Genomic DNA, 25,076 nt, shown 5'->3' with positions numbered 1-25,076 from the left:
AAAATTATTTCCTTATAAACCTTGTACGAGTGTATGAGTAAGCGTAGCTTGGTAAGCGCCGGGTTTTATGGTTTGAGTTGAATCCAACTGAATTTCAGCAGTTGCAGCTCCACTGCTTTGGTTTCCTTGAGCATTTGTTTGTCCTGTCAAAACACGCCCTGCTTGCCCCAAAATGTTGACCGCATTACTCCCTTTTATCGTACCCGAAGCATTGTCAGCAACAGTAATTTTGAAGAATTTTAGTGGTAACGTTGTTGCTTTACCATCAATAGTTCCTGTGAAATCACTGATTTTCTGTTGCAAATTATATCCGTTTGCATTCCCAGTGATATTAACTATACTATAAGGAACTGTACCTCTTGTCGTTATAGAATCTTTTGTAGAAGCTTCCGTATTCGCAAAGTTAAAGTCTGGAGCTTGTGTAAGGTAGAGATTATCAGTTGTGGGTGCAGTAACAGTAATATATGTATTTGCACTGCCATTATCCTTATCTATCTCTGTATCTGCCTGAGTACTGTGTTGTTGCCAAATAGCACTAGTCATCAAGGATATTAGGATGAGGTTTCTCATTTTCCCTTTCATTTTTTCCCTTTCTTTTCTTTGTTACGTAGATTATTATTCCTGCTCCACCTATTGCTAAAGCAGCTAGAATAAGCATTATTAATGGAAAGCTTTTATTGTTTTGAGGTGTAAGCTCTGATGTAACCTGGACCTTTCCTTTATCGTCAACTTTTAGCAGATAGCTCTCCTTTAAAGTTTTATCTTCTTTGGTCGCCTTGATACTCAGTTCATACTCATTACCTTTTTCTAATTCTTTTTTTACATTCAGTGGTAAGTCAATTTTGGCATAGGGAACAATCGTCCCTGAGCTGTAATCTAAACTTGAGTATAATATGCCTTTTTGATCTTTTATCGTTGCCTGAAGTTTTGTTTTTTCTTGCAGAGTATCTTTGGAATTTTGAAGCCGAATAGACTGTTCATCCGTTTTCAAATCAGCTGCAGATAAGGAAACTGAAAAGGAGTTGTCTTGCCTGCCTGATTGAAGAATCAAGGCAAAAGCTGAGCTATAAATATTCACTAAACTTTGCTCTTTCTCTTCCTCTGTGGCCCGGCGCGTAACATTGATTCCTCCTATCGAAATATTGTTCTTCCAAGAATCAGGAATCTTTATTTTGATTGGTACTTTCTTAGACTCTCCCGCTTGTAAAACAATGGTTTTACTACCCGGATTCTTACTATCACCAATGAATACATTATTATAAAAATCGAACAGTTTTGTACTAGAGAGATACTTATGAGCTTCCTCTTTTTTTAAACTATAGTCTATCACGAAGTTCGGATTGGTAACAGCTTGATTTGAAGTAATGTCAAAAGTATTTTTCTGCTTGCCGTTATTTATCTGGACTTCTAAATCAACTTCTTCACCAGGTTGGACATCAAGCCACCAGTAGCCTGTCTTATCATTAGTCTGGTGTTTTTCAAGTATCGGGCGGGCAGAAAAATCTGCACCACCAATATCTTGAGCAAGGACATTTTTTCCATTTGTTATCATGCACAGAAATGTTACAAAAAACAAAAGTGAATGTGTGATGATTTTTTTTTGCATTTATTTCACCTTTCTTCTTGCATCCCAGCTAGACTATCAAGCATCAAAAACTGCCAATACTTTTTAGTTATTATTTTCTTTTTCATTTAATTTTTTCTCAAGCTCAGCAATACGAGCTGCTTTTTCGTCTTCTTCTTTCTTACGACGTTTCCAAAGGATAAAGAAGAGGATAAAAATCAAAAGTAAGAGAATCAAGGCAAGGATTAACCATTTCATCCAAGAATTGTCTTCTTTTATGGTCACGTCTTTTTTATTAAGCTCACGCGCCTTGTCCGCTGCGATTTCAAAATCTTTTGTGAAAGTCCATTCATATCTATATCTTGTTTCATTTCCTTTATCGTCTTTAACAAGATATTTTCCGTTCTCGTCTTTTTGACCGTGTACCAGCATTTTGATTTGATATTTTCCTGCTTGTAATTTCTCACCATTTAGAGAAATAGGATAGTCAAAGTTAGAATTTGGCGCCATCTGCATCATTTCTTTGCTTGATTTATACTCAATCTTCGGATTATCCAGTCCCTTAACAGTTGCGGATAACTGCATTTGATTGAGATAGCCCATTGTTGGGTTTTGCAAGTTAGCATTGATGACGTTACGATAGTTGACTTGATCAGGAGAAACTTTTGTCAGTTTCAAATCTGGTTTTACTTTATCTTGAGATTGACTCATTAAAAGTGCAACCACATAAGCATATTCATTTTGAATACTGATTCCCTTAGTGTCTGTTGTTTTGTCCTCACTTGACTTTTCCTTATACGTCAATCCGCCAGCCATATAGCCTTTAAAAGCTGAATTGGGCATCTTCGCATTGATTTTTACAGTTTTTGTCGTTTTGGGAGCTAGGACAATTTCTTGATCAAGTTTGACATAGTCCTTCATATTATATTTTAATGAAGTATCGGGCTTGATTTTATTTGGCGAATATTCTACGACCCCGTTTAGATTGGTAGTTGCACTTGCTAAACCTTGCTCAACAGTAACTGTTTTGTCCGTTGAATTGCTCAATTCTACAGTAAGTGTCTGTTCTTGACCTGGTGTCATAAGAATATCGAAATAGGATGCCTTGCTTGCCTGATTTTCCGGAAGAATTGCTTTTACGCTAAAGTTAAACTGATTGGCAAAAGCTGGTTTGCCAAAGGCAACCATTCCTGTTAGTGCAACTGTAAGAGCGACCCATTTTTTTAAGTTTTTCATTTTTGTATAACCTCGATTATGATATTTTGAAGATGAATAATAATTGTATAAATAATGCCTTATTTCCCTCTCTTGCGAGAAGGAAATATAATTCTTTGAAAAATTTACAATGCTGCGAGTTTCGCTTTTACTTGATATGTATCTTCCTTTTGTGCTTTCACATAAGAGCTGCTCTCATATAGTTAAAAAATTAATTTGCTGGAGTATCTGTCAATGTCCAAGTCAGGGTTGATTTATAAGCATCAGCTAATTTTGTTGTTTTACCTGGGACCGCTAGTGAAACAGAAGAAGCCTTAGTTGTATCATCTCCCCACACAAGTAAGTTTGTACCTGCACCTTTACCGGCAGTAGCGCCAAGAATTGTTCCTGATGAAGTTCCTGGTGTTAAAGTTACAGAAGCTACTGATTTGTCTGCTGCTGCATCTGAAGCTGAAACAATATGACCATTTTCAAGTTTCAAAGTAGCACCACTCAATACAGAACCTGTACCTGTTTTTCCGTTTGTAAATTCTGAGGCTTGAAGAGAAAGGGACCAACCTGCAAGTGTTCCACGATTATCTGTAACTTGGACCCAGTTTGGACGTGTTGTTTTATCCGTAAGTGTTGTTGCTGCTGCAAAATATGTTTTATCAGCAGAAGTGATTTCTTGCGTACCAAAATTAAAATTCGACGCATAATCAATTGAGAGAGGACCATCAGTTCCAGGATTTTTTGGACCTTCAGGATCAACTGTAATTCCTGGGTTACCTGGATCAACTGGAGCAGTTGGGCCACTTGCTGGAGTATAAGTAATTGTACTGTCAGAGTTATACACTCCTCCGTCAGCTGCAAAGACTGTTGATACTCCAGTAGATGAAGCAACTAAAGCAAGTGCTGCGAGTGAAATAATCTTTTTAGTTTTCATTTTTATTTTTCCTTATTCTTTATTTTTGTATGATTTCAACCATTCTGAGGAAGTTCAGAAAGAATCCAATTCAGTTGTGTGGTGTAGGAAGCCGCATCTTTAACCGTTTTTCCCGGAACAAAAAGCTGAACATCCTTACTAAAGTTCTCTTTGACACTTTGTTCCGCTTGGTTCAGTGTATCTTGTGCTACAAGTTCATTCCCCCATCGTATAATCCATGTACCCGCACCAGCACCTTTTACAGCTGTTGCCACTACGGTTTCTTTTTCAGGAACAAGATCAAGTACTTCTTGTGCGGTTGGCGGCGTACCCTCGTTCAAGGAAACTGCTTTGGGATGGACTAAAGAAAGCATTGCACCTTCTAAAACTGGATGTTTTGCCGCTGCGTTTTCTTGGTGAAATTGGGCTACTTCTCGAACTTTTAAAGTCCACCCTGCTGTCGTTCCGCGATTATCGGTAATTTGGATATAATTTGGTGTTTCCAATGTCGAATCTGCATACTTTTGCGACTTTGCATAGTAAATTTTATCTTGAGTGGAAATATTATTAATTCCAAAATCAAACGATGAAGCATAATCTATGGATAGAGGTCCCGACGTTCCTGGTGGTGGTGTAACTCCTCCAGGCCATACAGGAGAAACCGGCTTTCCTGGTTCTTCTGGGCCTGGACTGACAGGAGGCGTTATCTCGTTTCCAGCAACAAAACCAACTTGACCAAGCGATGAGTAATTTACAGAATCAGCTGTAATACTTTCTGAAGTAATAGCGCAGACTGTCGCAGCCAGAATCAAGCTTGTACTATATACGAGTTCTTTTTTCATTCTACCTGCCTTTCATCAACCAGTTTTTTAGTTTCCTGGGGTATCCGAAAGTTTCCAGATAAGGTTTGTTGTATAGCCTGAAGCTTTTTTAGCAGTACTTCCCGGAACAGTTAATGTGATTGGAGATTGAGTAGCAACGGCATCTTTTGCTGTTGCAGATGCATCATAATCCGCTGTAGCTCCTAATGCATAGGTCCAAGTTCCCATACCTTCATTCGCCTTAGCTGACATGATTACTTGATCAGAAGTACTTAAAGAGAATGTTGAAGCATTAACATTTGATGGCTTTGCCCCAGTAACTGTTCCGTTTGATACGCCTTTACTGAACTTCAGTTGGGCACCCGTCAAGTATGTTCCAAGAGGAGCGCCCGTTTCAGGTGTTGCAGTCATATCTGTACCTTTTTCTCTGAATTGTCCATCTGTCGCTACCGAGAGTGTCCATCCTGCAAAAGTTCCCCGGACATCGGTTACTTGAGCGTAGTTCGGAACAATACCACTGACCGTACCGCTTCCATCAAGAACCTTCTGTCCGTGTGCATAGTAAATTTCATCTGTCGAACTAATTTTTTGTTGCCCAAATGAAAGACTAGATGCAAAGTCCAAGCTCAAACCTTTTGTTACTTCTACAGGTGGCAATACTGGAATATTGGGATCTGGGTTTTCTGGATCGACTGTTGCTCCTGGGTTTTCTGGGTCCACTGGTTTTGTGCCTGTATCACCTGTGACAAATTCTACATCTCCTGGAGTAGAATAGTTGGCATCTGCTGCAAATACTGATGTGGCAGCGAGTGGAGAAATTGCTATCAAAGTAGCTAATGTGGCAGTGGATTTCAATATAATTTTATTCATAATTTGTACGCCTATTAAAATCTTTCTAGATCTTTTTTTCTAAGTTATGTTGGTAATTATTTTTGATTATACTTCTTGTACTAAGTACGATGAGCAGTCCTCCTAGAGCAGAGAACACAACATAGAGTAAAGAGCTTGAATCACCTGCATTGGGAATGATATTTCCAACTTGTCTATTTTCAGATGAAGTTAAACCGTTATTTTTATCTTGGTTATCTTTCTGTTGATCCTTAAAATCATATTTCCCGACAAAACCGATACTGTCACGATTGCTGTAGGTCACATCTTCTGATTGAGCTTGCACCCTCAGAGAACCTGTAACCGTCAGGAAAAAAATAACACATAAAATTTTCTTTAACATTTCACCTCCAACTCTTTTAACTTTGTTTAATTTGAGGTCATGAAGTTAGACGTCACTCACTTCAAACCACACCTTTATTTAATCACACGGTTTGTTCTTAAGTCAATCTTATTTAACTGTCTTTTTTCTTTTATATTTTTTCAAAAAAAAAAATTAAAAAAATAACGTTCTAATCCCTTATAAATCAAAGGAATACAACTTCTATATTATTGGAAAAGTAGTACATTCAACTTCAAAATAAAAGAGAATATTTACAAAAGATTTTCATTTTGCTATGATTAAAAAAATATGAAAGGAACAAAAATGAAGAAAAAACGTTTAAAAATATTGATCACTCTGCTCTTAATTCTAATGCTGGGCATGCTTTCTGTTCCTTTTTCAAAATATTTTAGTATAGCTACCCATTCTCAACTTATGAAAACAGAAACTATAAGAACAGATTTGCCAAAATATGTGGCTGACCCTGAGCCAATTCAGACGCCTCGCTTAAAAGATGTACTGAAGGCCTCTGCGAATCAAAATAAAAGTGCTCTCGGACAAATTGTTGTACCAAGTGTTGCCGTTAGTCAACCCATTTTTGTAGGACTGACACAAGAAAATATGGCTCAAGGAACTGTGAGTCTCTTTCCAAATCGTAATCCTGAATCCAATAGCTTGACGATTATTGGGCATCATGTACAGTACGACTCCAGTCTTCTTTTCGGAGGCATTCAAGAGCTAGAAAGTGATGCCGATGTATATGTTCGCTACTTCGATAATTATTATGCTTATAAAGTCGAGTCCAACCGTATCATTAGAGAAACTGATCTTTCAGAATTACAAGATAGAGGCCCGAATTATCTCTACTTAATCACTTGTAACAGCGCCACCGAAACACCTTATCGTGTACTTGTTACTGCTAAAAAAGTAACTGAGTTACCCGTAAAAAAAGACCAAGTCGCCTTCCACGAGAAGCAAAACGCTGTCCAACAAACTCAAACAAAAACTTACTGGTTGAAATTTCTGCTGCCACTTCTCATCGTTCTGATGCTTGCTCTAGTCTTTCTTATTTATATTTGGAGGCTATGACAAATAAAAAAATCACATGATGTGATTTTTTTTATTATTGTTATCACTTACTTCCAAAGAGCAAACGGCCTGACATAATGGACAGAACTTTTCCTGTAGTTGTTGATGTAGATGTATCTCCGTCCAAGATTCTAATCTTTTGTGATTGTTCAAGTGCAACTGTTGTGTCTGGTGCAAAAAAGATTTTCTTCTTTTTTTCTTGCTTTTTCTGTCTTTCTTCTTTTCTGCCACCTTGTGATTCAGTCTTTTTAGGTGGTGTTTGAGCTTTTTCCTCTTCTGAAGACTGTGATACTGTAATGGGTTCTGGTTCCTGAGGCATAACCTTATCGTCAGGCGAGAGCGGATTCATAATTTCAGCTGCCTCAGAAACACTCTGTGCCTTTGGCCCTGCTAAACTAAAAGATAACAATACAAACCCGCAAACAAACAAATAAGTAATCTTAGATGCTCGTTTATTCGTTTTTTTCATCAGGATACTCCTTTTTAATTTTATTAGTTATCTGGTAGTTCACTCAATACCCATATTAAATTTGTACGATAAGTTGTAGCCTCTTTTGGTGTATCTCCAGGAACATAAAGACCAACTGACGAAGTAAAATATCTTTGAATATCTTTACCACTCATAGAAAAGTTTCTTGAAAAGAGATCTTCCTTATTTCCCCAACGAATTATCCAGGTACCAGCGCCTTCACCGACTTTAGCTTGAGCTACCAGCGTCTCACTTCCCGGTACCAAGTTCTTCACCTCGTAAGCTTGGGGCTGTTGGGCATTGTTATTCGTCACTAAAATAGGCTTATGAAAAGAGAGAGAAGCGCCTTTTAATTCCTGATATTGAGAATACTCTTCTGCTTTAAATTGTTCTTTTTCGTAAACTTTAAGTGTCCAGCCTTTTAATGTGCCACGATTATCTGTTATTTGAATAAAGTTAGGCGTAACAAGTGTTGATTTATAATAACGTTGAGCTTGTGCAAAATAAACTTGATTTTGGTTAGAAATTTCATTCGTCCCAAAATCCAGACTGCTGACAAAATCAATTGAAAATTTACCCGTCGAATACTGGATAGCCGCATCATTTCCATAGTTGACTTTAGATTCTTCTGCCTTTCCTAGCTCTGTCAACTGGATAGAAGACAAGAGCCATAGCATAACAATAAAGGTTTTCATTACTTCTCCCTCCTTTCCTTCATCTTTTTACTCTTCTCATTTGCTTAGTTATGGTAATTTTAACATTTAAGCGTAAAGAAGTCATTTTTTATTTTATTTTGAAAAAAAATAAAAAAAAACAACTAGGCATTAAAGTTGTCTTTTTTTACTTTAACTACTGTATTGCCAAAAAATTCCCAGTCATAAGATGTGGGTGGTGATGCCCAAATAATTTGTTCTGCTTCAACTTCTCGTGAAGGAAGATTAGAAAGATAGATGTCAATATTTTCTTTATTTTTTCCTTCGCTGGCTTCAATATTTAAAAATCCTAATGACTTGATGTTCTCTAGAATATATCTGTTATAAGAGATACCATACGAAAAGTCCACACAAATTTTTACTGGGCGTCTCGTACGATAAGCAGTGGTATGACACAAAATTAAAAACATATATTCACGAACAAGGGCTTGGTGTTTTTCTTGAAATAAAGCCGCATACCGCGTATCTAATAACATTTTATCTGCAAAGTTATTACAAAAGAGCTCAATATCTTCATAATTTTCGCCCATGAAGTTAAAATCATTCAAACTGGATACATCAAAGTTTGCTCTTAGAGAAACCAATAAGCGAAGATGGATGTTGTTTAACTCTACTTGTACTTCTGCTTGGTTTAGTTCGTTTTGGTGTTCTTTAAATTTAGCATTGAAACTCTCTGTAAAAGCTAGTGTTAACTCTCTTACATTCGTTGGAATTTGAAAATCACAATGTGCCGTAATGCTCTCACTTGAAAGAAAATAAAGAAGCTCATAGGTCTCTTCCAAGACTTCTTCATTAGAACCATCAAGATAATGTCGTAAAATCTGGGATATGGGCTCAATAAATCGACTGTCAATCTTCATGAAATCTTGCGCTGAAGCCTTATTTCCTAAATAATTTCTCGTATAGATAACAAAGAGCCGATACAACAATTTTGTTCTATCTGTTAAACTTAAGCCCTGAATAAAAAGCCCCTCTATTTCCTCTAAAGCTTTTATCATTTGTTCAAGGTCCGTCGCTACATCTTCCGAAAAACTCTTATAAAGATCACCATACAAGGTGTGATAGAAATTATAGAGAAACTCTCGAATCTTCCATTCGTCACCAGCAAAGCGCATATTTTTATCAATTGTTACATCATATTCCTTGGTTAAATCCGTAAATTTTTTCACCAATTTATACGTGGCTGACTTTGATAAAAAGACGATATCTTCGAGTTCAGCAATTTTGTTCACTTCTTCAGTAAAGATTGCCCGAATCAAGGCTTGCATCTGTGATCTCTTAACGTAATGATTTAAGAGAAGCATAATGTTTCCTTGGGTTCTTCTTTCGTAACGTACGAAACTTTTCTGCGTCTGGAGATCAATAAGGTAATAATTCTCTAATTTCCAAGATTTAATCTCTGCTTGTATCTCAGATAGGAGTTTCTTGACTTGATAATTATTAAGGTACAATTCTTCAATTAAGTCATCAAAAAGTACCGTAGAGAGATGATGATTTTCTAAATAATATAAAATTTGAAGTTTTTTAAAATCATCTTCGTCTAAATATTTTAACACAATATTATTTCCTCCATTTCTCTCGTCAATTTTTTCTATTATATAACATTAGACAATATTGCACAAATGTAACTTAATTTAACAAAAAATCACTAAAGTATATTTTAGTGATTTTTTGTGTCTTATGTTCTTAGATATCAACGTTACATTTTGATGTTATTCAGCCTTCAAAGCAGCAACAGTCATATAGTTATAAGGACTATTAAAGTGGGGCAAGAAGAACAAATCGAGAAGCGCAAGTTCATCAATTGTTTTTTGATCTTGGATAACCAAGCTGAACATATTGATATTTCCCGCGATAATCTCCCCATAGCTCGCCATTTGCGCACCTACGATGCGTCTGCTTGATTTTTCATAAACAATACGAATTTTCACGGTATCATTATTTTCATGCAGGAACCAAGCTTTTTGCTTATCTTCAAAATCAGTGTAAGCAACATCTAAACCAAATTTTTGAGCGGCCTTAACAGAGAAACCTGTAGATGTCATATTATAGCCGAAGATTGAGATACCATTTGACCCTTGAACACCAGCTGATTCTAGGGCTGTTCCGCCAATGTTGTGTCCAGCGACAATTCCTGAGCGTACCGCATTAGAAGCAAGAGCAATATATGTAAAATCTTGTAGAGCATTTGAATAAATCGTAGCTACATCTCCGACTGCATAGACATCGGGATTACTTGTCTGTTGATGTTTATCTACCTTCACTGCTCCATTTCGAAGTGTATCAAGTTTATCTTCTACAAGAGCACTATTGGCAGTAAAACCAATACAGTTGATTACCATATCCACATCGTAAGTATCCTTATTGGTCACGATTTGAGAAACACGGCCATTTGTTCCTTTAAAAGCTTCTGCAGTTTCACCAAAATGAAGCTCTACTCCATGCTTTGAAAGGTTTTCATCCATTCCTTTCGCAAAGTCTTCGTCATAATATGAAGCTAAAGATGTGCTTTCCGCATCAAACAATAAAACTTCTTTTCCACGACGTTTTGCTGCTTCAGCTATTTCTGTACCAATGTAGCCCGCTCCAATAACTGCAATACGTTTCACTTCTTCTTTAGCAAATTCCTCATCCACTGCTTGTCCTTCTTGGAAGAGCTTAAGAAAATGAATCCCTTCTAATTCATTCCCTGTAATTTTGGGAATAATTGGTCTTGAGCCCATGGCAAGGATAAGTTTGTCATAATCTTCTACGTGCTCTTCTCCGGATTTTGTTGTAGCATACACTTTTTTATGCTCGAAATCAATAGTCGATACTTCAGTTTCAGTCAACACCTGAGCACCTTTTGCTTCAAAATCATCTGGTCGTGCATAGAAAAGTTCATTCGGTTGATCAATTTGGCGGCCCACCCATAAAGCTGTACCACAGCCCAAGTAACTCATGTTACTGTTACGGTCTATCATAGTAATCTCATAACCAGGATAGTTGTCTAATAATGTATTTGCCGCAGCAATACCTGCGTGATTTGTGCCTATAATAACGATTTTCATGTTGGAAAATCTCCTTTTTTTATTTTAAAAGCTTGTAAATATTTTTACAATATAAGTTTAGCACACTTCTTTCGCATTTCTTTTGTAAGCGCTTGTGAAGTTTGTGAATTCACAAACTTCACAAATTGAATACCTTAGGAACCTTTATTCTAGTGTATTTTATACTTTCAGATCATTTTTAATTTTCTATAAAAAAAGCGAGTATTTTTGCAATACTCCACTTTTTCTTACCCCATATGTTTAACTTCTTGACGGGTGTGCATTCCGTTCAGTTCATCCAGCATACTTACCGATACACTGACAAGAACAGGATAATCACTGTTTTCAACTTCAGCTTTATACAATTCTATTTCTTCTGAAGTTTTTCCTTCTTTTTTCATCGCGTTTTCTGTATAAGATATTATCGCTTCTGCATTACCCTCTACATCAAAAAGGCTGTACATCATTACGCTCAATAGTCTCTCCTAAAATATAATAGATAGATTTACACACCCCTATTATATCATTAATTCTAAAGGAAACAACAGGTCATTTCTATCTTTATTTAACAAAAAAAGACCTCTCAAAAGAGAGATCTTTTCAGGCAACTTTCGTTGTGTCAGAGCGGTTCACACACGCTGACAAGTTCTCATGCTTCCTGCACGAACAACCTAATGTTCCAGAACTCCTGTGCTTCAATAATCTACTAAAGTAGAAGATCGACTCATCGCATGAACTTATTATATCATAATCTGCAAGTCTCAGTGCAGTAAAAGCTTTTTCACCGCATGATTCTCAATTAGCAACAATCTTTAGGACAGTTGTCTTTCATTTCTTTATATGTTTTAACAACATTTTCTACTGTAAAGCCATATTCTGGTAAAACTACATTTGCAGGTGCTGAAGCACCCCATTTATCTACGGTTACAGTAGCGCCTGCTAAACCAATATATTTGGCCCAGCCGAAGCTTGTTCCTGCTTCGACAGCTAAACGGCAGCAAACATTTTTCGGAAGAACTTCTTCTTTGTATTCTGCAGATTGTTCGTCAAAGATATTCATTGAAGGCATAGATACAACACGTACGCCTTTTCCTAATTCTTTTTTAGCTTCAAGTGCAAGCGCTACTTCTGAACCTGTCGCGATAATAATTCCTTCAAGTTCACCTTCTTCTTTCGAGAGAATGTAAGCACCACGATTGAGACCTTCTTCAGCTAATTGTGCTGTTCCTTCAAGAACTGGCAGGTTTTGACGTGTCAAAACAAGCGCTGTTGGACGATTTTTGCTTGAAGCTGCACGGCGCCATGCGGCAATAACTTCGTTACCATCTGCAGGGCGGATAGTGTCTAAGTTTGGCATAGAACGTACTGAAGCTAATTGTTCCACAGGCTCGTGTGTTGGACCATCTTCACCGACTGCGATTGAATCGTGTGTCCACACATAGGTAACAGGCAATTCTTGAAGTGCAGCCATACGTACAGCTGGAAGCATGTAATTGCTAAAGACGAAGAATGTACCACCATATACACGTGTACCACCATGAAGGGCAATACCGTTCATAATTGCACCCATCGCAAATTCACGAACACCAAACCAGATGTTACGACCAGCATAGTTATCTGGCATGAAATCTGTATCATTTTTAGCCATTGTATTGTTTGATGCAGATAAGTCAGCTGATCCACCCCAAAGGTTTGGCATTTGTGCTGAAAGTTCTTGGATGGCTTCTTGTGAAGTTACACGTGAGGCTTTGCTTGATCCGAGTTCATGTTTGCTTAAATCAAGTTCAGGTGTTTCATTTTCAAATGCTTTTACATATTGTTCTGCAAGTTCAGGGTATTTTTCAGCATAAGCTGCGAAGGTATCATTCCATACTTGTTCCATAGCCTCGCCACGTGTGTTCAGAGTTTGACGGAAACGGTCAGTCACTTCTTCAGGAACAGTGAATTCTGGATAATCCCAGCCGTAAGCTTTCTTCGCAAATTCTATGCCTTCTGCACCAAGAGGAGCACCGTGTACTGCTGAAGTGCCTTGTTTTTCAGCACCGAATCCAATAACAGTCTTCACCTCAATAATTGTAGGTTTTTCTGTTTCAGCTTTTGCTTGCTCTACTGCTGCTGCAATTTCAGTCAAATCATTGCCATCTTTAACCAAGATATGTTGCCAACCGTAGCTTTCGAAACGCATTTTAATATCATCAATAAATGATTTATCCAAGTCACCATCAAGCGAGATATTATTTGAATCATAGAAAAGTACAAGTTTTCCAAGTTTTAGTTTCCCAGCAAGTGAAGCTGCTTCTTGCGAAACACCTTCCATAAGGTCGCCATCACCATTTAAAGCATAAGTGTAGTGATCCACAATATCAAAATCTGGCTTGTTGTAAGTAGCTGCTAAATGAGCTTCAGCCATCGCCATACCAACAGCATTAGCAATACCTTGTCCTAAAGGACCTGTCGTCGCTTCTACACCATCTGTCCAGTCTACTTCTGGATGTCCTGGAGTTTTTGATCCCCATTGGCGGAAGTTTTTCAAGTCATCCATTGATACTTTGTAGCCTGCCAAGTGTAATAAGCTGTAAAGCATTGCTGAACCGTGTCCTGCAGAGAGGACAAAACGGTCACGGTTAGACCATTTGCGTCCTGTTTGTGGATTCACATTCAAAAACTTGCTCCAAAGAACATAAGCCATTGGTGCTGCGCCCATTGGTAATCCTGGATGTCCAGAATTTGCTTTTTGAATAGCATCCATTGACAAAGTACGGATTGAATTTACAGCTAACTGATCAGTGTTGTCAAACATATTTTTCTCCATTTAATCTTTTGATAATACAGTTTATTATAACATAATTGAAAACGTTTTTTATTTTCATCTTACTAAAAAATCAGATTTCCTGAGCGAAAACTGATTTTTGTAAACATTGACATTCAATTAAGCTTTGGCTTTATCTCTAGCATTTAAGACTGCACTGAGAATCAGGACAATAGCGAGGAATCCTAGGATTAAAGCGGCGATTGCACCAGATCCCATTTCACCAACTCGCCCAACAATGATACCTGGAATCAGATAATCTGTATCCGCGAATGTCGCTGAGGCATCTGCCCCAAAAGCTCCTAAAGATGGGATAATGAAAAGTGGCAACCAAGATAGGAGGAGACCATTTGCAATTGCTCCAATCACCGCTCCACGTCGTCCGCCATTAGCATTACCGAATATTGCTGCTGCAGCACCGCAGAAGAAATGTCCGACAACACCTGGAATGATAACTGTTGTTCCCATGAGAAGCATGGCAACCATTGATAGACATCCTGTGATAAAAGAAACAAAGAAGCCAATCAGTACTGCATTTGGTGCATACGGAAAAACAATCGGAACATCCAAAGCTGGTTTTGAGTTGGGAACCAGTTTTTGAGCAATCCCTTGGAAGGCCGGCACGATTTCAGCTAAAATCATACGCACACCTTGAAGAACAACGACAAAACCTGCTGCAAATGTTCCTGCTTGAACAAGAGAGAAAATTACAAAGTTTGTACCATTAGAAAGCTCAGTTTCGACATAAGATGGACCTGCAGCTATTGCTAAAAGAATGTAGACTGCAGCCATCAATAGGGAAATAGATACTGTTGAATCTCGTAAGAAGCCCAATGATTTAGGAATATTTAGCTTTTCTGTTGATTTTTCAGGATCAGGATCACCAAAGGTTTTACCTAACCAACCTGCAAGAGCATAACCAATGTTACCTGTATGTCCCATCGCGACATTGTCAGTCCCAGTGATTTTACGCATAAAGGGCTGACAAATAGCGGGTGTCACTGTTAAAAGCGTTCCTTCAAAGATACCCCCAAGAAGGATTGTTATCCAAGTTTCGCCCATTCCGGCAGAAACAAGAATTACCGCTGCCATACAAGAAACATAGAGCATGGCTTGACCTGTCAAGAAGATGTACTTAAAGCGTGTAAAGCGAGCAAGCAAGATATTAACAATCATCCCAACAAGCATAATCAAAGCAGTCGGTGTCCCATACTCAACGAGAGCTAGGGCAACAACGCCTTCATTAGTTGGAACAATACCTTTCACATGAAAAGCATGTTGGAACATATCGGCAAAAGGCGCAAGCGCACCTACTAAAATACCAGCTCCTCCAACCAAGACCAAGAACCCAGCAAAGGTCTTCACTGACCCCTGAATAACTGCAGTTGCTGGTTTCTTTTGTAAAATCAACCCAAGCATGGCAATTAATCCGACAAGAAGGGCAGGCGTAGTCGCGACAGAGACAATAAAGTTTAAAACTCCATTCATTTTTTTGTTCTCCTAAGTTTATTTTCGATTCTTTTTAAGTACTGTTTTTGCTTAGTTGTGGGCAATCCCTCTTTCATCCAAGACTTTGACCAATGCTTCACGCGCTGCATCACGATCAATGATAGAAGTCAAAGGTACAATCTTTTCTTCGGGTATATTAGGTAAAGCTGTTGTTAATGTGGACTCCACAAAGAAATAATCCGCAGAATCTGGTGTGGCAGATCCAACATCCATATGATCAAGCTCAAAGTCATTAACGTTTAAGCCCATTTCTTGTAAAAGTGCTTGGAGGTTCATTTGTACCATAAAGCTTGTTCCTAATCCTGATTGGCATACACATGCGATTTTCATATTATTCTCCTTCTTTTTCTGCAAAAATTTGTTCGAGTTCTGCTACTGTTTCTACAGTTAGCATTTTATTGAGTTCATCTTTATTTGATAATATTTGTGTTAATGTAGATAGTGCACGAAGATGCGTTTCGTTATCAATCGCTGCAAGAACAATGAAAATCCTTATTTCATGTTTAGGATCATCTTGAAGATAAACGGGCTGGTCACACCTGAGAAATGACATGCCGAGCTTCTTTACTCCATCTTCGGGACGTGCATGTGGAAGAGCAATCCCCATCCCTAAGTCAATATAAGGTCCAAACTCATCTACACGATTGATAATAGCTGAAATATAAGAGGGGTCAATCTCTCCTTGATCCAGTAAGGGCTGAGCCGCAAGCTCAATTGCATTTTTCCAGTCAAGTTTCTTATCTGTAAAATGAATCTTTTCTTTAGTTAATAAATCTGAAAGCATTACACCTAATGCCTCACTTTCTGTCTTTTTATTGTTAAGTTTGCGGTCAATAATCCGCGTCAGTTGCTTCTTGGTCGCATTGCTTTTAATGTCAACGTAAGGTTCAATCGCACGTAAGATAGACCTGGCATTTGGTTTATAAAAGCCAGGCAAATCAAAATCTTGCGCGATTTGATTGTAAAGTCTTGTCTCTTCTTCACTGTCTGGAAAAGCTGACATAACATAGAGTTTTTTATCCGTTATGACAGGGACTGTCGAAAAGATAATATCGTAAGAAAAAGCAGGAATCTTGTCCAAATCAGAAGCGGCTGTACTCAGGATAAAAGTCATGCTGGGAAACATATTTTCCAATCGTTTACGCATGATTAAACTTGAACTTATACCGTTTACACATAAGACAATAGCACGGAAGCTTTGCGTATACTTTTTCTTATAAATTTCTCCACCAAAGAGAATAACAAAGTAGGCACGTTCTGCTTCGGAGATTTCCCCGCAAGCTTCGCGCAATGGTGCTAAAGCAAGGTCCATTAATTCAAACAGAGAGGAATATTCTGTTTTTATTTTATCCAAAAGGACATTCTCTATTTCGAAGTGATATTTCAATCGAAAGTAGGCAGGAACCAGATGTGCACGCAGAGCCGCAAAAGTTTTTGTAAAATCCTCAAATTGAACTGCCGCAAGTTTCATTACATTTTCCATAATCTCAAAACCAATACGATAAAGAAAATCAAAACCAGACTTTTCAAAATTACCATCACTCATACCAATCAGTAATGCTTCAACTTCTAGTACATCTTGCTGAAAGATATCTGTTTCTCCAAGATGTGATTGAAGTAAAGCGAGGTAAATCAGCATCGGAATATAACGACTATGAATGACCTGTACACGTAATTCAGCAATTAATTGACTAATTTTCTGTCCTACTTGATAAATAAAGAGTGGATTTTTATGATTGAGATACTTCGACAAAACATAGTAATCACTCTCTTCATTGAGTTCTTGCAGGAAACACCAAGCCATTTTACGTAATTCTTTCGACTCGCCTTCAAGGTAAAAGCCTAATTTACGGGAGTATTCTAAACTAGTGTCTCCGTTATCCAGTTGCCGACGCAACTTTTTAATATCAGATAAGACGGTATTTCGACTCACATTTAAAAGAGACTGGAAATCACTTATCGATAATGCTGTACGTTTAGAAAAGCATAGTAAATAAATCAAGCATTTTCGCTTCTCTTCACTCAATGTTAGCGCATATTCTTCGATATTAAAGCGAATCTCCTCAAAATTTTCTAATTTTTCTGGAAGTGCTAATACATTATTAGTAAATTCTAGTGGTCTTTGAGATTTCTCTTGCAAAATTTGATTCAACCCAAAGAGTTGTCTCTGAAATTCCTGGTTTTTGAGTCCAGTAACTTCAAGGATTTTATCAAGTTTCCAGAAACGTCTTTCTGAAAACAGTAGGATATCTAAGTTATAACTAAGCATCTTTTTTCCTCACAATTAAATTATAGCCGAATTTTTGCTTCAAAATTAAGCTATTCGGTCCAAAACAAGAAAACGTTTTCTTTGCCGGTTGGACTCTTCTAAAAAAATTTTTTAATTTAAAAACCGCTTCAGTTCAAAGCGATTTTTAAATTAAATGATCAATTCTCATAAACTATTTTAAAATAAAAAGCCTTGAATCTCCCAAGACTTAGACAATCTCAATCCCATGTAAAGCCGCAAAGAAAGCTGCTTGACTTAGATTAACTTTAATGTTTTTAGCCAATTCAGGACTCACGTCAAGGCGTTCAAAAGTGTTACTTGAAAAATCAATCCCTGATAAAGACGTTTCCCAAAAATTCGTAAGTTCCAAGTCATTACCTTCAAATCGTACCTGCTTAAATTGACTAGCAATAAAAAGGCTCTCTTTCATCATACTGTCTGAAAACAGTACATTCTTCAATCGAGAACTTGAAAAATTAACGTAATTAAGCAAACAATCCTGAAATTGGACATCCTGCAAAAAAGCATTGGTAAATTCAGTCCCCAGTAATTTACAATCTTTAAAAATACATCGGTAAAAGCCGAATTTGGAAAAGACCAGATTAGAAAAATCGCACTTTTCAAAAATACAATCCGTAAACTCTAAATCCGCAGTTATATCTAACTCAAAGTCGATATTTTGTAGACGACATCCACTGAAAAGCTGACGGTCCTCTAAATAGATTTCTTGATTTTTCAACTCTACTTGGTAGGCTTCGTTGTCTTCTAGAGCAGTAAAATCAACAGCTTCTAACTCAGCAGGGATTTTTGGTGAAAGAATTTTCTTCATAAAAGTCCTTTTTCTTTCAGATTTTCTGTAGATGCTTTTTGTTCTGATTGTCCCCATTGATCAACTATTCGACTTGACCAAGTGGAATTTAGACGACGTGCTCCAGCATAATCATCTTGAACTTTATCGTAATTACGCAGTACTTCTTCATCTTGTGGAATATACTTCTCAGGAAATACAACAGCTTCGTAAGGTAATCTCGGTTTAACTGGATTTACACGTGCAGGTTTACCAAGAGCCACAGCAAAAATTGGGTAAGTATAATCAGGAAGGTTTAATATTTCAGAAATTTCACGCGCTTGATCACGAATCAAGCCGACCATTACACCACCGTATCCTAAGGATTGTGCAGCAAGTAATGTATTTTGTCCGGCTACTGCAGCATCAACTGAAGTAATGAGGAGCGATTCAACACCTTCTGGTTGAAACTCACCACCGTTCATTTCGACTGCTGTTTTTGCTCGATTAAGGTCTCCAACAAAAACCAGAAAAGCAGCACAATTTTTAATTGCTTTTTGAGGCTGTTGGGCAAAAATAGCATCTTTTTGTTCTTGGGATTCCACAAGAACAACCGAATAAGATTGAAAGTTTTTCCAGTTGGGTGCTGCCCGCCCCGCATTAATAATTATTTTTAACACATGTTCTGGGATTTTTTCATCCGTAAAATTACGTACAGAACTATGTTGCATCATCAGATCAATTGTTTCATTCATGTCGGCGATTTACTCCTTCTAAACGAACTTCAGACGCTAAATACTTCACACGCTCCATGACGCGTTTTGCTGGCCAGATTTCATCTGCTTTTTTAGTCTCTGCCAAATGTAGCTCAAGTTCTGTCATATTCAAATTTGAAGTGAAAAATGTTGGAAGATTTTCTTGCATACGATGCTGTAAAATAACCTGTAGTATGCTGTCACGCACCCAAGCATTATTGAGTTCAGCACCAATATCATCTAAGACCAAGACTTCAACTTTTTTAATTTCATTAACCCAATATTTGGCGTTGTCAAAATCAAGGTCAGAGATAAAGGTTGGGTAGTGTAATAAAGTAGTAGAAACGCCTTTTTTCGAGAGCTCATTTGCCATTGCAGCCATAATAAAAGATTTTCCTACACCAAAATCGCCGTAGATGTAAAGTCCTTTTTCTTGTGGAAAATTATCAATAAAGTTTTCTACTTTCCGGAACAAGTCAAATTGATTTTGATTGTCTGTGAAGACATCCGCATAAAAATCAATTTGCTTCATTTCTTTAGGTAAACCAATAATCTGAACGCGGCGTAATTGATTGCTGGCTTCTTGACGGCGTGCCAGTTCAGCTGTCGTTTGATAAGATACATCTGCGTAGCCATGATTCATAATCAAGACAGGTTCATAGCCATCAGCTGCCATTTTTTCATGTTCTTCGAATTTTTTTCGTTCTTTAACAAATTCATAAAACTTCGAATAACTACGCTGCACCTCATCTTCGGTCATTTGATTTTCAGAAATAAAAGCTTGAACGTGTTCATTTTTCATGACTTCAGCGACGAGCTTTTCAAAATTTCCACGTACATCTGGGCGCTTACTCAAAAGTTCTCCAATTGATTCCATGCTCAATTCTCCTTCTTGTCCTTACGGCGGGAAGCCTTATATTGCTCGAACTTGGCAATATCTTCTGCACTGGTCGTGTTTACATAGCTGGCATTGGACCATTCAGGCGCTTTTTTGACCAATTTGCCTGAGTTTTTATAATTTTTGTTAGCTTTTTGCTTTTCTTCTGCTTGTTGTTGACGTTCCAGTATTCTTTTTACTGCTGTTTCAGAATTATAAACTTTATGGCGCATCCAATCATTTGCCAGAGTGTTAACAAAGCGAGCATTCAGACTAGCATTTCCTTGTTGAATCAAAACATAGTGTATCAAAATATTTTGCACTTGGTCCGTAATATTTTGCTTGTCTAAATTATTCAATATCTTAAGTTCTTCCTGTGAAGCAAAACCACCAGCTTGTTGTTTAAGCTTATTTAAAAAATCACGTGGGCTGACCTCTTTACTGATGACAATCAAGTCCTGGAATCCCTTAGGAAACTCTGACAAGGCAGGTAAAGGTTCAGATTTTCCAGCTAACATTCTTGTCAGGTTGGCTGTGTTTAAAGTTTTGTCAGCATTAGCTGTTTGCTCAGCTGCTTTAAATAATTCATACCAGTTGAGATCAAATTTTTCAGCCAAACCATACAGAGTCAAGATATCTTGATTTTCATTTGCAAAAGTCAGATGCTGATTTTCCATAATACTCTTGAAGGAATTCAAATCAAATTTTTCTGTTTGAATAGCAGTGTGCGTAGGCTCGAATTTCACGGCATAAACTTCATGAAACTTTTTCGTAATTTCTAGAGCATCAGGTTCGTGTTTTTTGGCCAAAGCGTTAACTTTATTTTCCCCGATACGTGAAATCAGCAATTGCTTATAAAATTCATCTGCTAAAAATTCTTCAAAAGTTAAAGGACTTTTTACTTCTAGAAGATATCCCGGTTGTTGATCAAATACTCGCACAAGTCCAATCCCTGAGAGTTTATCTAAAGCTTCGAGAAAAGGATTGAGCCCAAAGTCAAGATACTCTAAAAAATGAGAAATCTTGCCCGTCGAAAAAACGCGCAAGAGTTGATAGAGGCCAAAAGCGTCTCGCCCAATAATAGGCAAGTAAAGTAGCGAAAAAGTATCGGCATCAAAGCTGATTTTTCCTCGATTTAGAATAGAAAATGAATCGCCTGGTCTCATAGTTTTTCCTTTTATTTCTCTTTTTTAGAACAGTTAGTCTTTTTTCGTAATCTTTTTAAGTAGGTCTTCGATTTCACTCACATCTTTGAAGGAACGGTACACACTCGCAAAGCGGACATAGGTAATATCATCCAAATCCATTAATTCTTCCATAACAAATTCACCAATGACTTCGGTACGTACTTCATTTTTTTCCAAGCGGCGAACTCTTTGTTCGACACGATCAACTAATTTTTCAATGGATTCACTCGTCACAGGTCGTTTACGTGCACTGCGTACTATTCCTGTGATAATTTTATCACGATTGAAAACTTCACGTGTCTCGTCACGTTTAATGACCAAAAGTGGCATTTCTTCAATCCGTTCAAAAGTCGTGAAACGGTTTCCACAATTTTCACATTCACGACGACGACGAATCATATTATCAGCTTGACGTGAATCTACAACTCGTGACGATTCAGATTGACATTTTGGACATCTCATAGCTTAACCTCTCTTTGGGAATTTTGCTTCTAAACGGTAAATCACTTGACCTTTGCTTGAGAATTTTGCTTCATACTCTGTCATTACATTGACTTTGGCAAACTCTTCATCTGCGTGCAAATCTAACCATACTTTTTCTAAAATCATACCATACTGACTCATACTTGCCAATGAATATTCAAAAAGGCCACGGTTATCTGTTTTAAAATGGATTTCTCCTTCTGATGGTAAGATTTGTTCGTAAGTCTCTAAGAATGATTTGTAGGTCAAACGACGTTTTTCATGACGTGTTTTTGGCCAAGGATCACTAAAGTTCAAATAAACACGCGAAACTTCAGCATCTTCGAAATATTCTGTTAAAGCTGCGCCATCAACCAACATCATTTGCACATTAGGTAGATTGGCTTCCAAAGCTTTGTCTAAAGCGTGAGATAAGACGGACAGTTGCATATCAATCGCAATATAATTAATCTCTGGGTTTTGGGCAGCCATTCCTGTGATAAAACCGCCCTTACCACATCCAACTTCAATATGAATCGGGTGATCATTTCCAAAACGCTCTGCCCAACGTCCTTTAAAGTCTGCTGGGTTTTCTACAACAACATGTGCGTTACTTTCTAAGTGTTCCGCAGCGCCTTTACGATTTCTTACGCGCATTTTTTCTCCTATTTATTGAAAAAATAAGAAGGCAAGCCTCCTATTTTTATTTTCTAAGTTTTAAAATAAACGACAAAAATTTTGAAAACGAGCAATTTCTTGTTCTGTTTCCTTAATTTGTTCTCTTGCCATATATTCCGAAATCTGACGTAGGAAAGAAAGCTTTCCATACCAGATTAATTCATGTTCTATATTTTTAGCTGTTTTATAACCTGCTTGATGGAGCCACTCTTCCCAGTTTTCGGGTTTTATATAGTGGGTTAGAACATGTGCTATATCCACTAAAGGACTACTTAAAAGGACCGTATCCCAATCCACAAGATAAACTTTGTCACTGTCATCATCTACCAGCCAGTTTTTATGATTCACATCACCATGAACAACTGTAACGTCTTCTTCTTTTAACTCAGGAAGATTTTCTGAGAGTTCCACAACGACATTTGAGAGAAAGCCGTTGGTTTCAAAGATTGAGCTTTTACTCAGTACTTGTTCCAAAAGATCAGCTGGAAGCATGACTTCGTTATCTAACTTTTTACAGGCTTCGATAAGTTTTTCGCTTTGATGTAAATGCCGCAAAATTTCGCCAATACGTGAATCATTCATTTCATAAGGTTTCAACGTATGACCATTAATCCAAGGTTGAGCAGCTAACATGTCACCTTCTGCTGTACGCTTCGTCCATAGAACTTGTGGCGTAATACCTTCAAGATACACACTTGTCAAAAAAGGGCTACAATTTTTTTTGATAAAAACACGTTTATTGTCGCTTTCGCCAACAAAAGCATTTCCTGAACCGCCTTTGACAGGCATCATTGATAGGCTTGAAGATGTCATATTTACTCCTTTCTTTGGTTTTTTTATGGTTTTGCTTTTGGGAAGTTTTCTTCTAGTGAGTGTTCGTGCCGCTATCGGCAACGTCACCCCTGAAGCTTTTATCTAGTCTTTCACACATCAAAAAATGCTATAGAAAGCTTCACAAATAGATTACATCACTGAACAAATTATTTATTTGGATAGTGAATCAAAATTGTTTGAGTCAAAATGTCAGCATATTGATAAGACTCTGTTGTTTTTGGACCACGTGCTGGGATATTTTCAATAACAAAGTGTGTGGCATAAGTCTCAATCAAGTTGACTTTATGACGATTTTCACGTTTACGTCCAAATTGTGATGTAATTTCAATGGTTTGGCCAACATGTTCTTCAACTTGTTTTCTGATATCTACGATTTTTCCTACTTCTTGGCTTTGATTTTGGTTATCCATTTTACTCTCCAATTTTTCTCTAGAAATGCAAAGACAGGCGTTTTCCGCCTAGCTTACCATTATAAATTTTAAATCTTATCCATTATAACACGAATACCCCTAGAAATGCTAGTCTTCATATCTGTTATCAATACTGGCAAATTTATTGTATTCTTTCAGGAAGAGTAATTCTACAGTTCCCCGACTTCCTGAACGGTTTTTTTCAATAATAACTTCTACTTTATTGTCGACTTCTGGGACTTCATTAAAGCCATCGTCATCATCATCTGCCCCGGCACGATCATAATAATCATCCCGATAAAGAAAGGCAACAATATCAGCATCTTGCTCGATTGACCCAGATTCACGAATGTCTGATAAGACAGGCCGTTTATCTTGACGTTGCTCTACTCCACGTGAAAGCTGACTTAAAGCGATGACAGGAACTTTTAGTTCTTTTGCCAAAATCTTCAACTGACGTGAAATTTCTGAGACTTCTTGTTGGCGGTTTTCTCGTCCTGTACCCGAAATTAACTGCAAATAGTCAATAACAATAAGTCCAAGATTACCTGTTTCCTGTGCTAACTTACGAGAGCGTGCACGTATCTCTGTAATTTTAATCCCTGGGGTATCATCAATGTAGATACTTGCTTTCGAAAGTGTTCCCATAGCAATAAAATACTGGTTCCACTCCTCGTCATTAAGTTGTCCAGTACGTAAGTTATGAGACTCAATTGTTCCTTCCGCTGCGAGCATCCGGTTAACAAGACTTTCCGCACCCATTTCCAATGAAAAGATAGCAACAGTTTTATCTTGCTTCGTCCCAATATTTTGCGCAATATTTAATGCAAAGGCCGTCTTACCAACGGCTGGACGCGCGGCAAGAATAATAAGTTCCTCTTCATGGAGCCCTGTTGTCATAGCATCCAAGGCCGGGTAACCAGTCGCGATACCTGTAATTGTTGATTTCTGTTTAGCACGTTCTTCCAGATCATCCAAATTCATCGACAAGACATCTGATATACGGCGGAAGCTTGACGTATTACGTCCTTGCTGCACATCAATCAATGACTTTTCAGCTTCTGCAAGAACATCCTCGGCTGGATCTTCCTGACTGTATGCTTTCTCTACGCTTTGAGTGAGTTTAGTGATTAGCTGACGCAGTAAAGATTTCTCAGCAACAATTTTTGCGTAATATGAGGCATTGGCCGCTGTTGGTGTTGCGGTGGCAAGCTCAGCAATATAAGCAATCCCCCCAATGGCCTCTAGGTCGTTTTGATTTTCTAAAAGCGAGCGGACAGTTAACACATCAATCGCTTCACGATTGTCCGATAAGTGTTCCATAGCTCGAAAGATAATCTTGTGTGCGTTTTTGTAAAAGTCATCCGTAGAAAGAAATTCTTTCACTTCAATCAAGCGGTCACTATCAAGGAAAATAGCCCCCAAAACGGCTTGTTCGGCGGCTAAATCTTGTGGCGGTGCTTTGATAATATCAATATCAGGCAT

26 protein-coding genes are annotated in these 25,076 nt (G+C 37.7%); 1 reads left to right on the top strand and 25 read right to left on the bottom strand.

The genetic code is table 11. The features are described from left to right. Positions 1–12: 12 nt before the first annotated feature. The 7 genes from VNN39_RS06640 to VNN39_RS06610 all read right to left on the bottom strand — a co-directional run bounded on the left by VNN39_RS06640 (position 13) and on the right by VNN39_RS06610 (position 5,735). Entirely contained in the window at positions 13–582 is a 570-nt protein-coding gene (locus VNN39_RS06640) for a hypothetical protein (RefSeq protein WP_165711545.1), read from the bottom strand. Then, complete coding sequence (locus tag VNN39_RS06635; protein ID WP_338997159.1) at positions 536–1,606, bottom strand: DUF916 domain-containing protein; 1,071 nt, start codon at positions 1,604–1,606, stop codon at positions 536–538. The genes VNN39_RS06640 and VNN39_RS06635 overlap by 47 nt, the downstream gene beginning before the upstream one ends. A gap of 63 nt (positions 1,607–1,669) precedes the next feature. Beyond that, a complete protein-coding gene (locus VNN39_RS06630; RefSeq protein ID WP_338997157.1) occupies positions 1,670–2,800 on the bottom strand; it encodes a DUF916 and DUF3324 domain-containing protein in 1,131 nt (376 codons plus the stop codon). Positions 2,801–2,990: 190 nt separating this feature from the next. Continuing rightward, entirely contained in the window at positions 2,991–3,704 is a 714-nt protein-coding gene (locus VNN39_RS06625) for a WxL domain-containing protein (RefSeq protein WP_338997155.1), read from the bottom strand. A 35-nt stretch (positions 3,705–3,739) separates the two neighbouring features. Next, complete coding sequence (locus VNN39_RS06620) at positions 3,740–4,525, bottom strand: WxL domain-containing protein (RefSeq protein WP_339006981.1); 786 nt, start codon at positions 4,523–4,525, stop codon at positions 3,740–3,742. Between the two features lie 27 nt (positions 4,526–4,552). Next, a complete protein-coding gene (locus tag VNN39_RS06615) occupies positions 4,553–5,374 on the bottom strand; it encodes a WxL domain-containing protein (RefSeq protein ID WP_165713435.1) in 822 nt (273 codons plus the stop codon). A gap of 25 nt (positions 5,375–5,399) precedes the next feature. After that, on the bottom strand, positions 5,400–5,735 hold the full coding sequence (locus VNN39_RS06610) for a hypothetical protein (protein ID WP_165713436.1): 336 nt from the start codon (positions 5,733–5,735) through the stop codon (positions 5,400–5,402). A gap of 303 nt (positions 5,736–6,038) precedes the next feature. Here VNN39_RS06610 and VNN39_RS06605 point away from each other — a divergent pair, with 303 nt between their 5' ends. Next, positions 6,039–6,803 carry a class A sortase gene (locus VNN39_RS06605; RefSeq protein WP_339006979.1) on the top strand — a complete coding sequence of 255 codons (765 nt, stop codon included), beginning with the start codon at positions 6,039–6,041 and terminating at the stop codon, positions 6,801–6,803. Between the two features lie 43 nt (positions 6,804–6,846). Here VNN39_RS06605 and VNN39_RS06600 read toward each other — a convergent pair whose 3' ends face one another. The 18 genes from VNN39_RS06600 to dnaB form a co-directional block, all read right to left on the bottom strand. Further along, on the bottom strand, positions 6,847–7,272 hold the full coding sequence (locus tag VNN39_RS06600) for a hypothetical protein (protein WP_165713437.1): 426 nt from the start codon (positions 7,270–7,272) through the stop codon (positions 6,847–6,849). A gap of 23 nt (positions 7,273–7,295) precedes the next feature. Beyond that, positions 7,296–7,967, bottom strand: a complete 672-nt coding sequence (locus tag VNN39_RS06595; protein ID WP_338997150.1) for a WxL domain-containing protein — start codon at positions 7,965–7,967, stop codon at positions 7,296–7,298. Positions 7,968–8,089: 122 nt separating this feature from the next. Further along, on the bottom strand, positions 8,090–9,541 hold the full coding sequence (locus VNN39_RS06590) for a helix-turn-helix domain-containing protein (RefSeq protein ID WP_338997149.1): 1,452 nt from the start codon (positions 9,539–9,541) through the stop codon (positions 8,090–8,092). A 156-nt stretch (positions 9,542–9,697) separates the two neighbouring features. Further along, the gene (nox, locus tag VNN39_RS06585; protein WP_338997148.1) at positions 9,698–11,035 is read right to left on the bottom strand and encodes a H2O-forming NADH oxidase; all 1,338 of its coding nucleotides are present in this window, start codon (positions 11,033–11,035) and stop codon (positions 9,698–9,700) included. 227 nt (positions 11,036–11,262) lie between these two features. Next, the gene (locus VNN39_RS06580) at positions 11,263–11,478 is read right to left on the bottom strand and encodes a hypothetical protein (RefSeq protein WP_096369290.1); all 216 of its coding nucleotides are present in this window, start codon (positions 11,476–11,478) and stop codon (positions 11,263–11,265) included. Positions 11,479–11,813: 335 nt separating this feature from the next. Continuing rightward, complete coding sequence (gene tkt / locus VNN39_RS06575) at positions 11,814–13,814, bottom strand: transketolase (RefSeq protein WP_165711554.1); 2,001 nt, start codon at positions 13,812–13,814, stop codon at positions 11,814–11,816. A gap of 129 nt (positions 13,815–13,943) precedes the next feature. Next, positions 13,944–15,311, bottom strand: coding sequence for a PTS ascorbate transporter subunit IIC (locus tag VNN39_RS06570; RefSeq protein WP_096369288.1), 1,368 nt, complete (start codon positions 15,309–15,311; stop codon positions 13,944–13,946). A gap of 51 nt (positions 15,312–15,362) precedes the next feature. Next, positions 15,363–15,662, bottom strand: a complete 300-nt coding sequence (locus VNN39_RS06565; RefSeq protein ID WP_003134140.1) for a PTS sugar transporter subunit IIB — start codon at positions 15,660–15,662, stop codon at positions 15,363–15,365. 1 nt (position 15,663) lies between these two features. Next, positions 15,664–17,601 carry a BglG family transcription antiterminator gene (locus tag VNN39_RS06560; RefSeq protein ID WP_165713442.1) on the bottom strand — a complete coding sequence of 646 codons (1,938 nt, stop codon included), beginning with the start codon at positions 17,599–17,601 and terminating at the stop codon, positions 15,664–15,666. Positions 17,602–17,809: 208 nt separating this feature from the next. Further along, on the bottom strand, positions 17,810–18,430 hold the full coding sequence (locus VNN39_RS06555; RefSeq protein ID WP_165713443.1) for a pentapeptide repeat-containing protein: 621 nt from the start codon (positions 18,428–18,430) through the stop codon (positions 17,810–17,812). Next, positions 18,427–19,143, bottom strand: coding sequence for a nitroreductase family protein (locus tag VNN39_RS06550; protein WP_338997144.1), 717 nt, complete (start codon positions 19,141–19,143; stop codon positions 18,427–18,429). The genes VNN39_RS06555 and VNN39_RS06550 overlap by 4 nt, the downstream gene beginning before the upstream one ends. After that, entirely contained in the window at positions 19,136–20,020 is an 885-nt protein-coding gene (gene dnaI, locus VNN39_RS06545; protein ID WP_096369285.1) for a primosomal protein DnaI, read from the bottom strand. The genes VNN39_RS06550 and dnaI overlap by 8 nt, the downstream gene beginning before the upstream one ends. A 2-nt stretch (positions 20,021–20,022) precedes the next feature. Next, positions 20,023–21,186, bottom strand: a complete 1,164-nt coding sequence (locus tag VNN39_RS06540; protein WP_165713446.1) for a DnaD domain protein — start codon at positions 21,184–21,186, stop codon at positions 20,023–20,025. 33 nt (positions 21,187–21,219) lie between these two features. Further along, positions 21,220–21,669, bottom strand: coding sequence for a transcriptional regulator NrdR (nrdR, locus tag VNN39_RS06535; protein ID WP_003134132.1), 450 nt, complete (start codon positions 21,667–21,669; stop codon positions 21,220–21,222). Positions 21,670–21,672: 3 nt separating this feature from the next. Next, on the bottom strand, positions 21,673–22,326 hold the full coding sequence (trmB, locus tag VNN39_RS06530) for a tRNA (guanosine(46)-N7)-methyltransferase TrmB (protein ID WP_017369267.1): 654 nt from the start codon (positions 22,324–22,326) through the stop codon (positions 21,673–21,675). Between the two features lie 60 nt (positions 22,327–22,386). Then, positions 22,387–23,160 (bottom strand): phosphotransferase family protein, encoded by a 774-nt coding sequence (locus VNN39_RS06525; RefSeq protein WP_017369268.1) that lies wholly within the window; start codon positions 23,158–23,160, stop codon positions 22,387–22,389. A 167-nt stretch (positions 23,161–23,327) separates the two neighbouring features. Further along, positions 23,328–23,591, bottom strand: coding sequence for a Veg family protein (locus VNN39_RS06520; protein ID WP_003134126.1), 264 nt, complete (start codon positions 23,589–23,591; stop codon positions 23,328–23,330). A 108-nt stretch (positions 23,592–23,699) separates the two neighbouring features. Continuing rightward, positions 23,700–25,076: a replicative DNA helicase gene (gene dnaB, locus VNN39_RS06515; RefSeq protein ID WP_017369269.1), complete on the bottom strand. Its 1,377-nt coding sequence runs from the start codon at positions 25,074–25,076 to the stop codon at positions 23,700–23,702.

The organism is Lactococcus formosensis, assembly GCF_037892375.1.
Classification (GTDB): domain Bacteria; phylum Bacillota; class Bacilli; order Lactobacillales; family Streptococcaceae; genus Lactococcus; species Lactococcus formosensis.
This window is presented reverse-complemented; position numbering and strand designations above follow the sequence as displayed.

Coding starts and splice junctions, on each gene's coding strand:
- VNN39_RS06615 (WP_165713435.1), bottom strand. CDS start 5,374: ATGAATAAAATTATATTGAAATCCACTGCCACATTAGCTACTTTGATA.
- trmB (WP_017369267.1), bottom strand. CDS start 22,326: ATGCGCGTAAGAAATCGTAAAGGCGCTGCGGAACACTTAGAAAGTAAC.
- VNN39_RS06620 (WP_339006981.1), bottom strand. CDS start 4,525: ATGAAAAAAGAACTCGTATATAGTACAAGCTTGATTCTGGCTGCGACA.
- VNN39_RS06610 (WP_165713436.1), bottom strand. CDS start 5,735: ATGTTAAAGAAAATTTTATGTGTTATTTTTTTCCTGACGGTTACAGGT.
- VNN39_RS06625 (WP_338997155.1), bottom strand. CDS start 3,704: ATGAAAACTAAAAAGATTATTTCACTCGCAGCACTTGCTTTAGTTGCT.
- VNN39_RS06560 (WP_165713442.1), bottom strand. CDS start 17,601: ATGCTTAGTTATAACTTAGATATCCTACTGTTTTCAGAAAGACGTTTC.
- VNN39_RS06550 (WP_338997144.1), bottom strand. CDS start 19,143: ATGAATGAAACAATTGATCTGATGATGCAACATAGTTCTGTACGTAAT.
- VNN39_RS06540 (WP_165713446.1), bottom strand. CDS start 21,186: ATGAGACCAGGCGATTCATTTTCTATTCTAAATCGAGGAAAAATCAGC.
- VNN39_RS06635 (WP_338997159.1), bottom strand. CDS start 1,606: ATGCAAAAAAAAATCATCACACATTCACTTTTGTTTTTTGTAACATTT.
- VNN39_RS06580 (WP_096369290.1), bottom strand. CDS start 11,478: ATGTACAGCCTTTTTGATGTAGAGGGTAATGCAGAAGCGATAATATCT.
- tkt (WP_165711554.1), bottom strand. CDS start 13,814: ATGTTTGACAACACTGATCAGTTAGCTGTAAATTCAATCCGTACTTTG.
- dnaI (WP_096369285.1), bottom strand. CDS start 20,020: ATGGAATCAATTGGAGAACTTTTGAGTAAGCGCCCAGATGTACGTGGA.
- VNN39_RS06555 (WP_165713443.1), bottom strand. CDS start 18,430: ATGAAGAAAATTCTTTCACCAAAAATCCCTGCTGAGTTAGAAGCTGTT.
- VNN39_RS06600 (WP_165713437.1), bottom strand. CDS start 7,272: ATGAAAAAAACGAATAAACGAGCATCTAAGATTACTTATTTGTTTGTT.
- VNN39_RS06595 (WP_338997150.1), bottom strand. CDS start 7,967: ATGAAAACCTTTATTGTTATGCTATGGCTCTTGTCTTCTATCCAGTTG.
- VNN39_RS06605 (WP_339006979.1), top strand. CDS start 6,039: ATGAAGAAAAAACGTTTAAAAATATTGATCACTCTGCTCTTAATTCTA.
- VNN39_RS06630 (WP_338997157.1), bottom strand. CDS start 2,800: ATGAAAAACTTAAAAAAATGGGTCGCTCTTACAGTTGCACTAACAGGA.
- VNN39_RS06570 (WP_096369288.1), bottom strand. CDS start 15,311: ATGAATGGAGTTTTAAACTTTATTGTCTCTGTCGCGACTACGCCTGCC.
- nrdR (WP_003134132.1), bottom strand. CDS start 21,669: ATGAGATGTCCAAAATGTCAATCTGAATCGTCACGAGTTGTAGATTCA.
- VNN39_RS06640 (WP_165711545.1), bottom strand. CDS start 582: ATGAAAGGGAAAATGAGAAACCTCATCCTAATATCCTTGATGACTAGT.
- dnaB (WP_017369269.1), bottom strand. CDS start 25,076: ATGCCTGATATTGATATTATCAAAGCACCGCCACAAGATTTAGCCGCC.
- nox (WP_338997148.1), bottom strand. CDS start 11,035: ATGAAAATCGTTATTATAGGCACAAATCACGCAGGTATTGCTGCGGCA.
- VNN39_RS06520 (WP_003134126.1), bottom strand. CDS start 23,591: ATGGATAACCAAAATCAAAGCCAAGAAGTAGGAAAAATCGTAGATATC.
- VNN39_RS06565 (WP_003134140.1), bottom strand. CDS start 15,662: ATGAAAATCGCATGTGTATGCCAATCAGGATTAGGAACAAGCTTTATG.
- VNN39_RS06525 (WP_017369268.1), bottom strand. CDS start 23,160: ATGACATCTTCAAGCCTATCAATGATGCCTGTCAAAGGCGGTTCAGGA.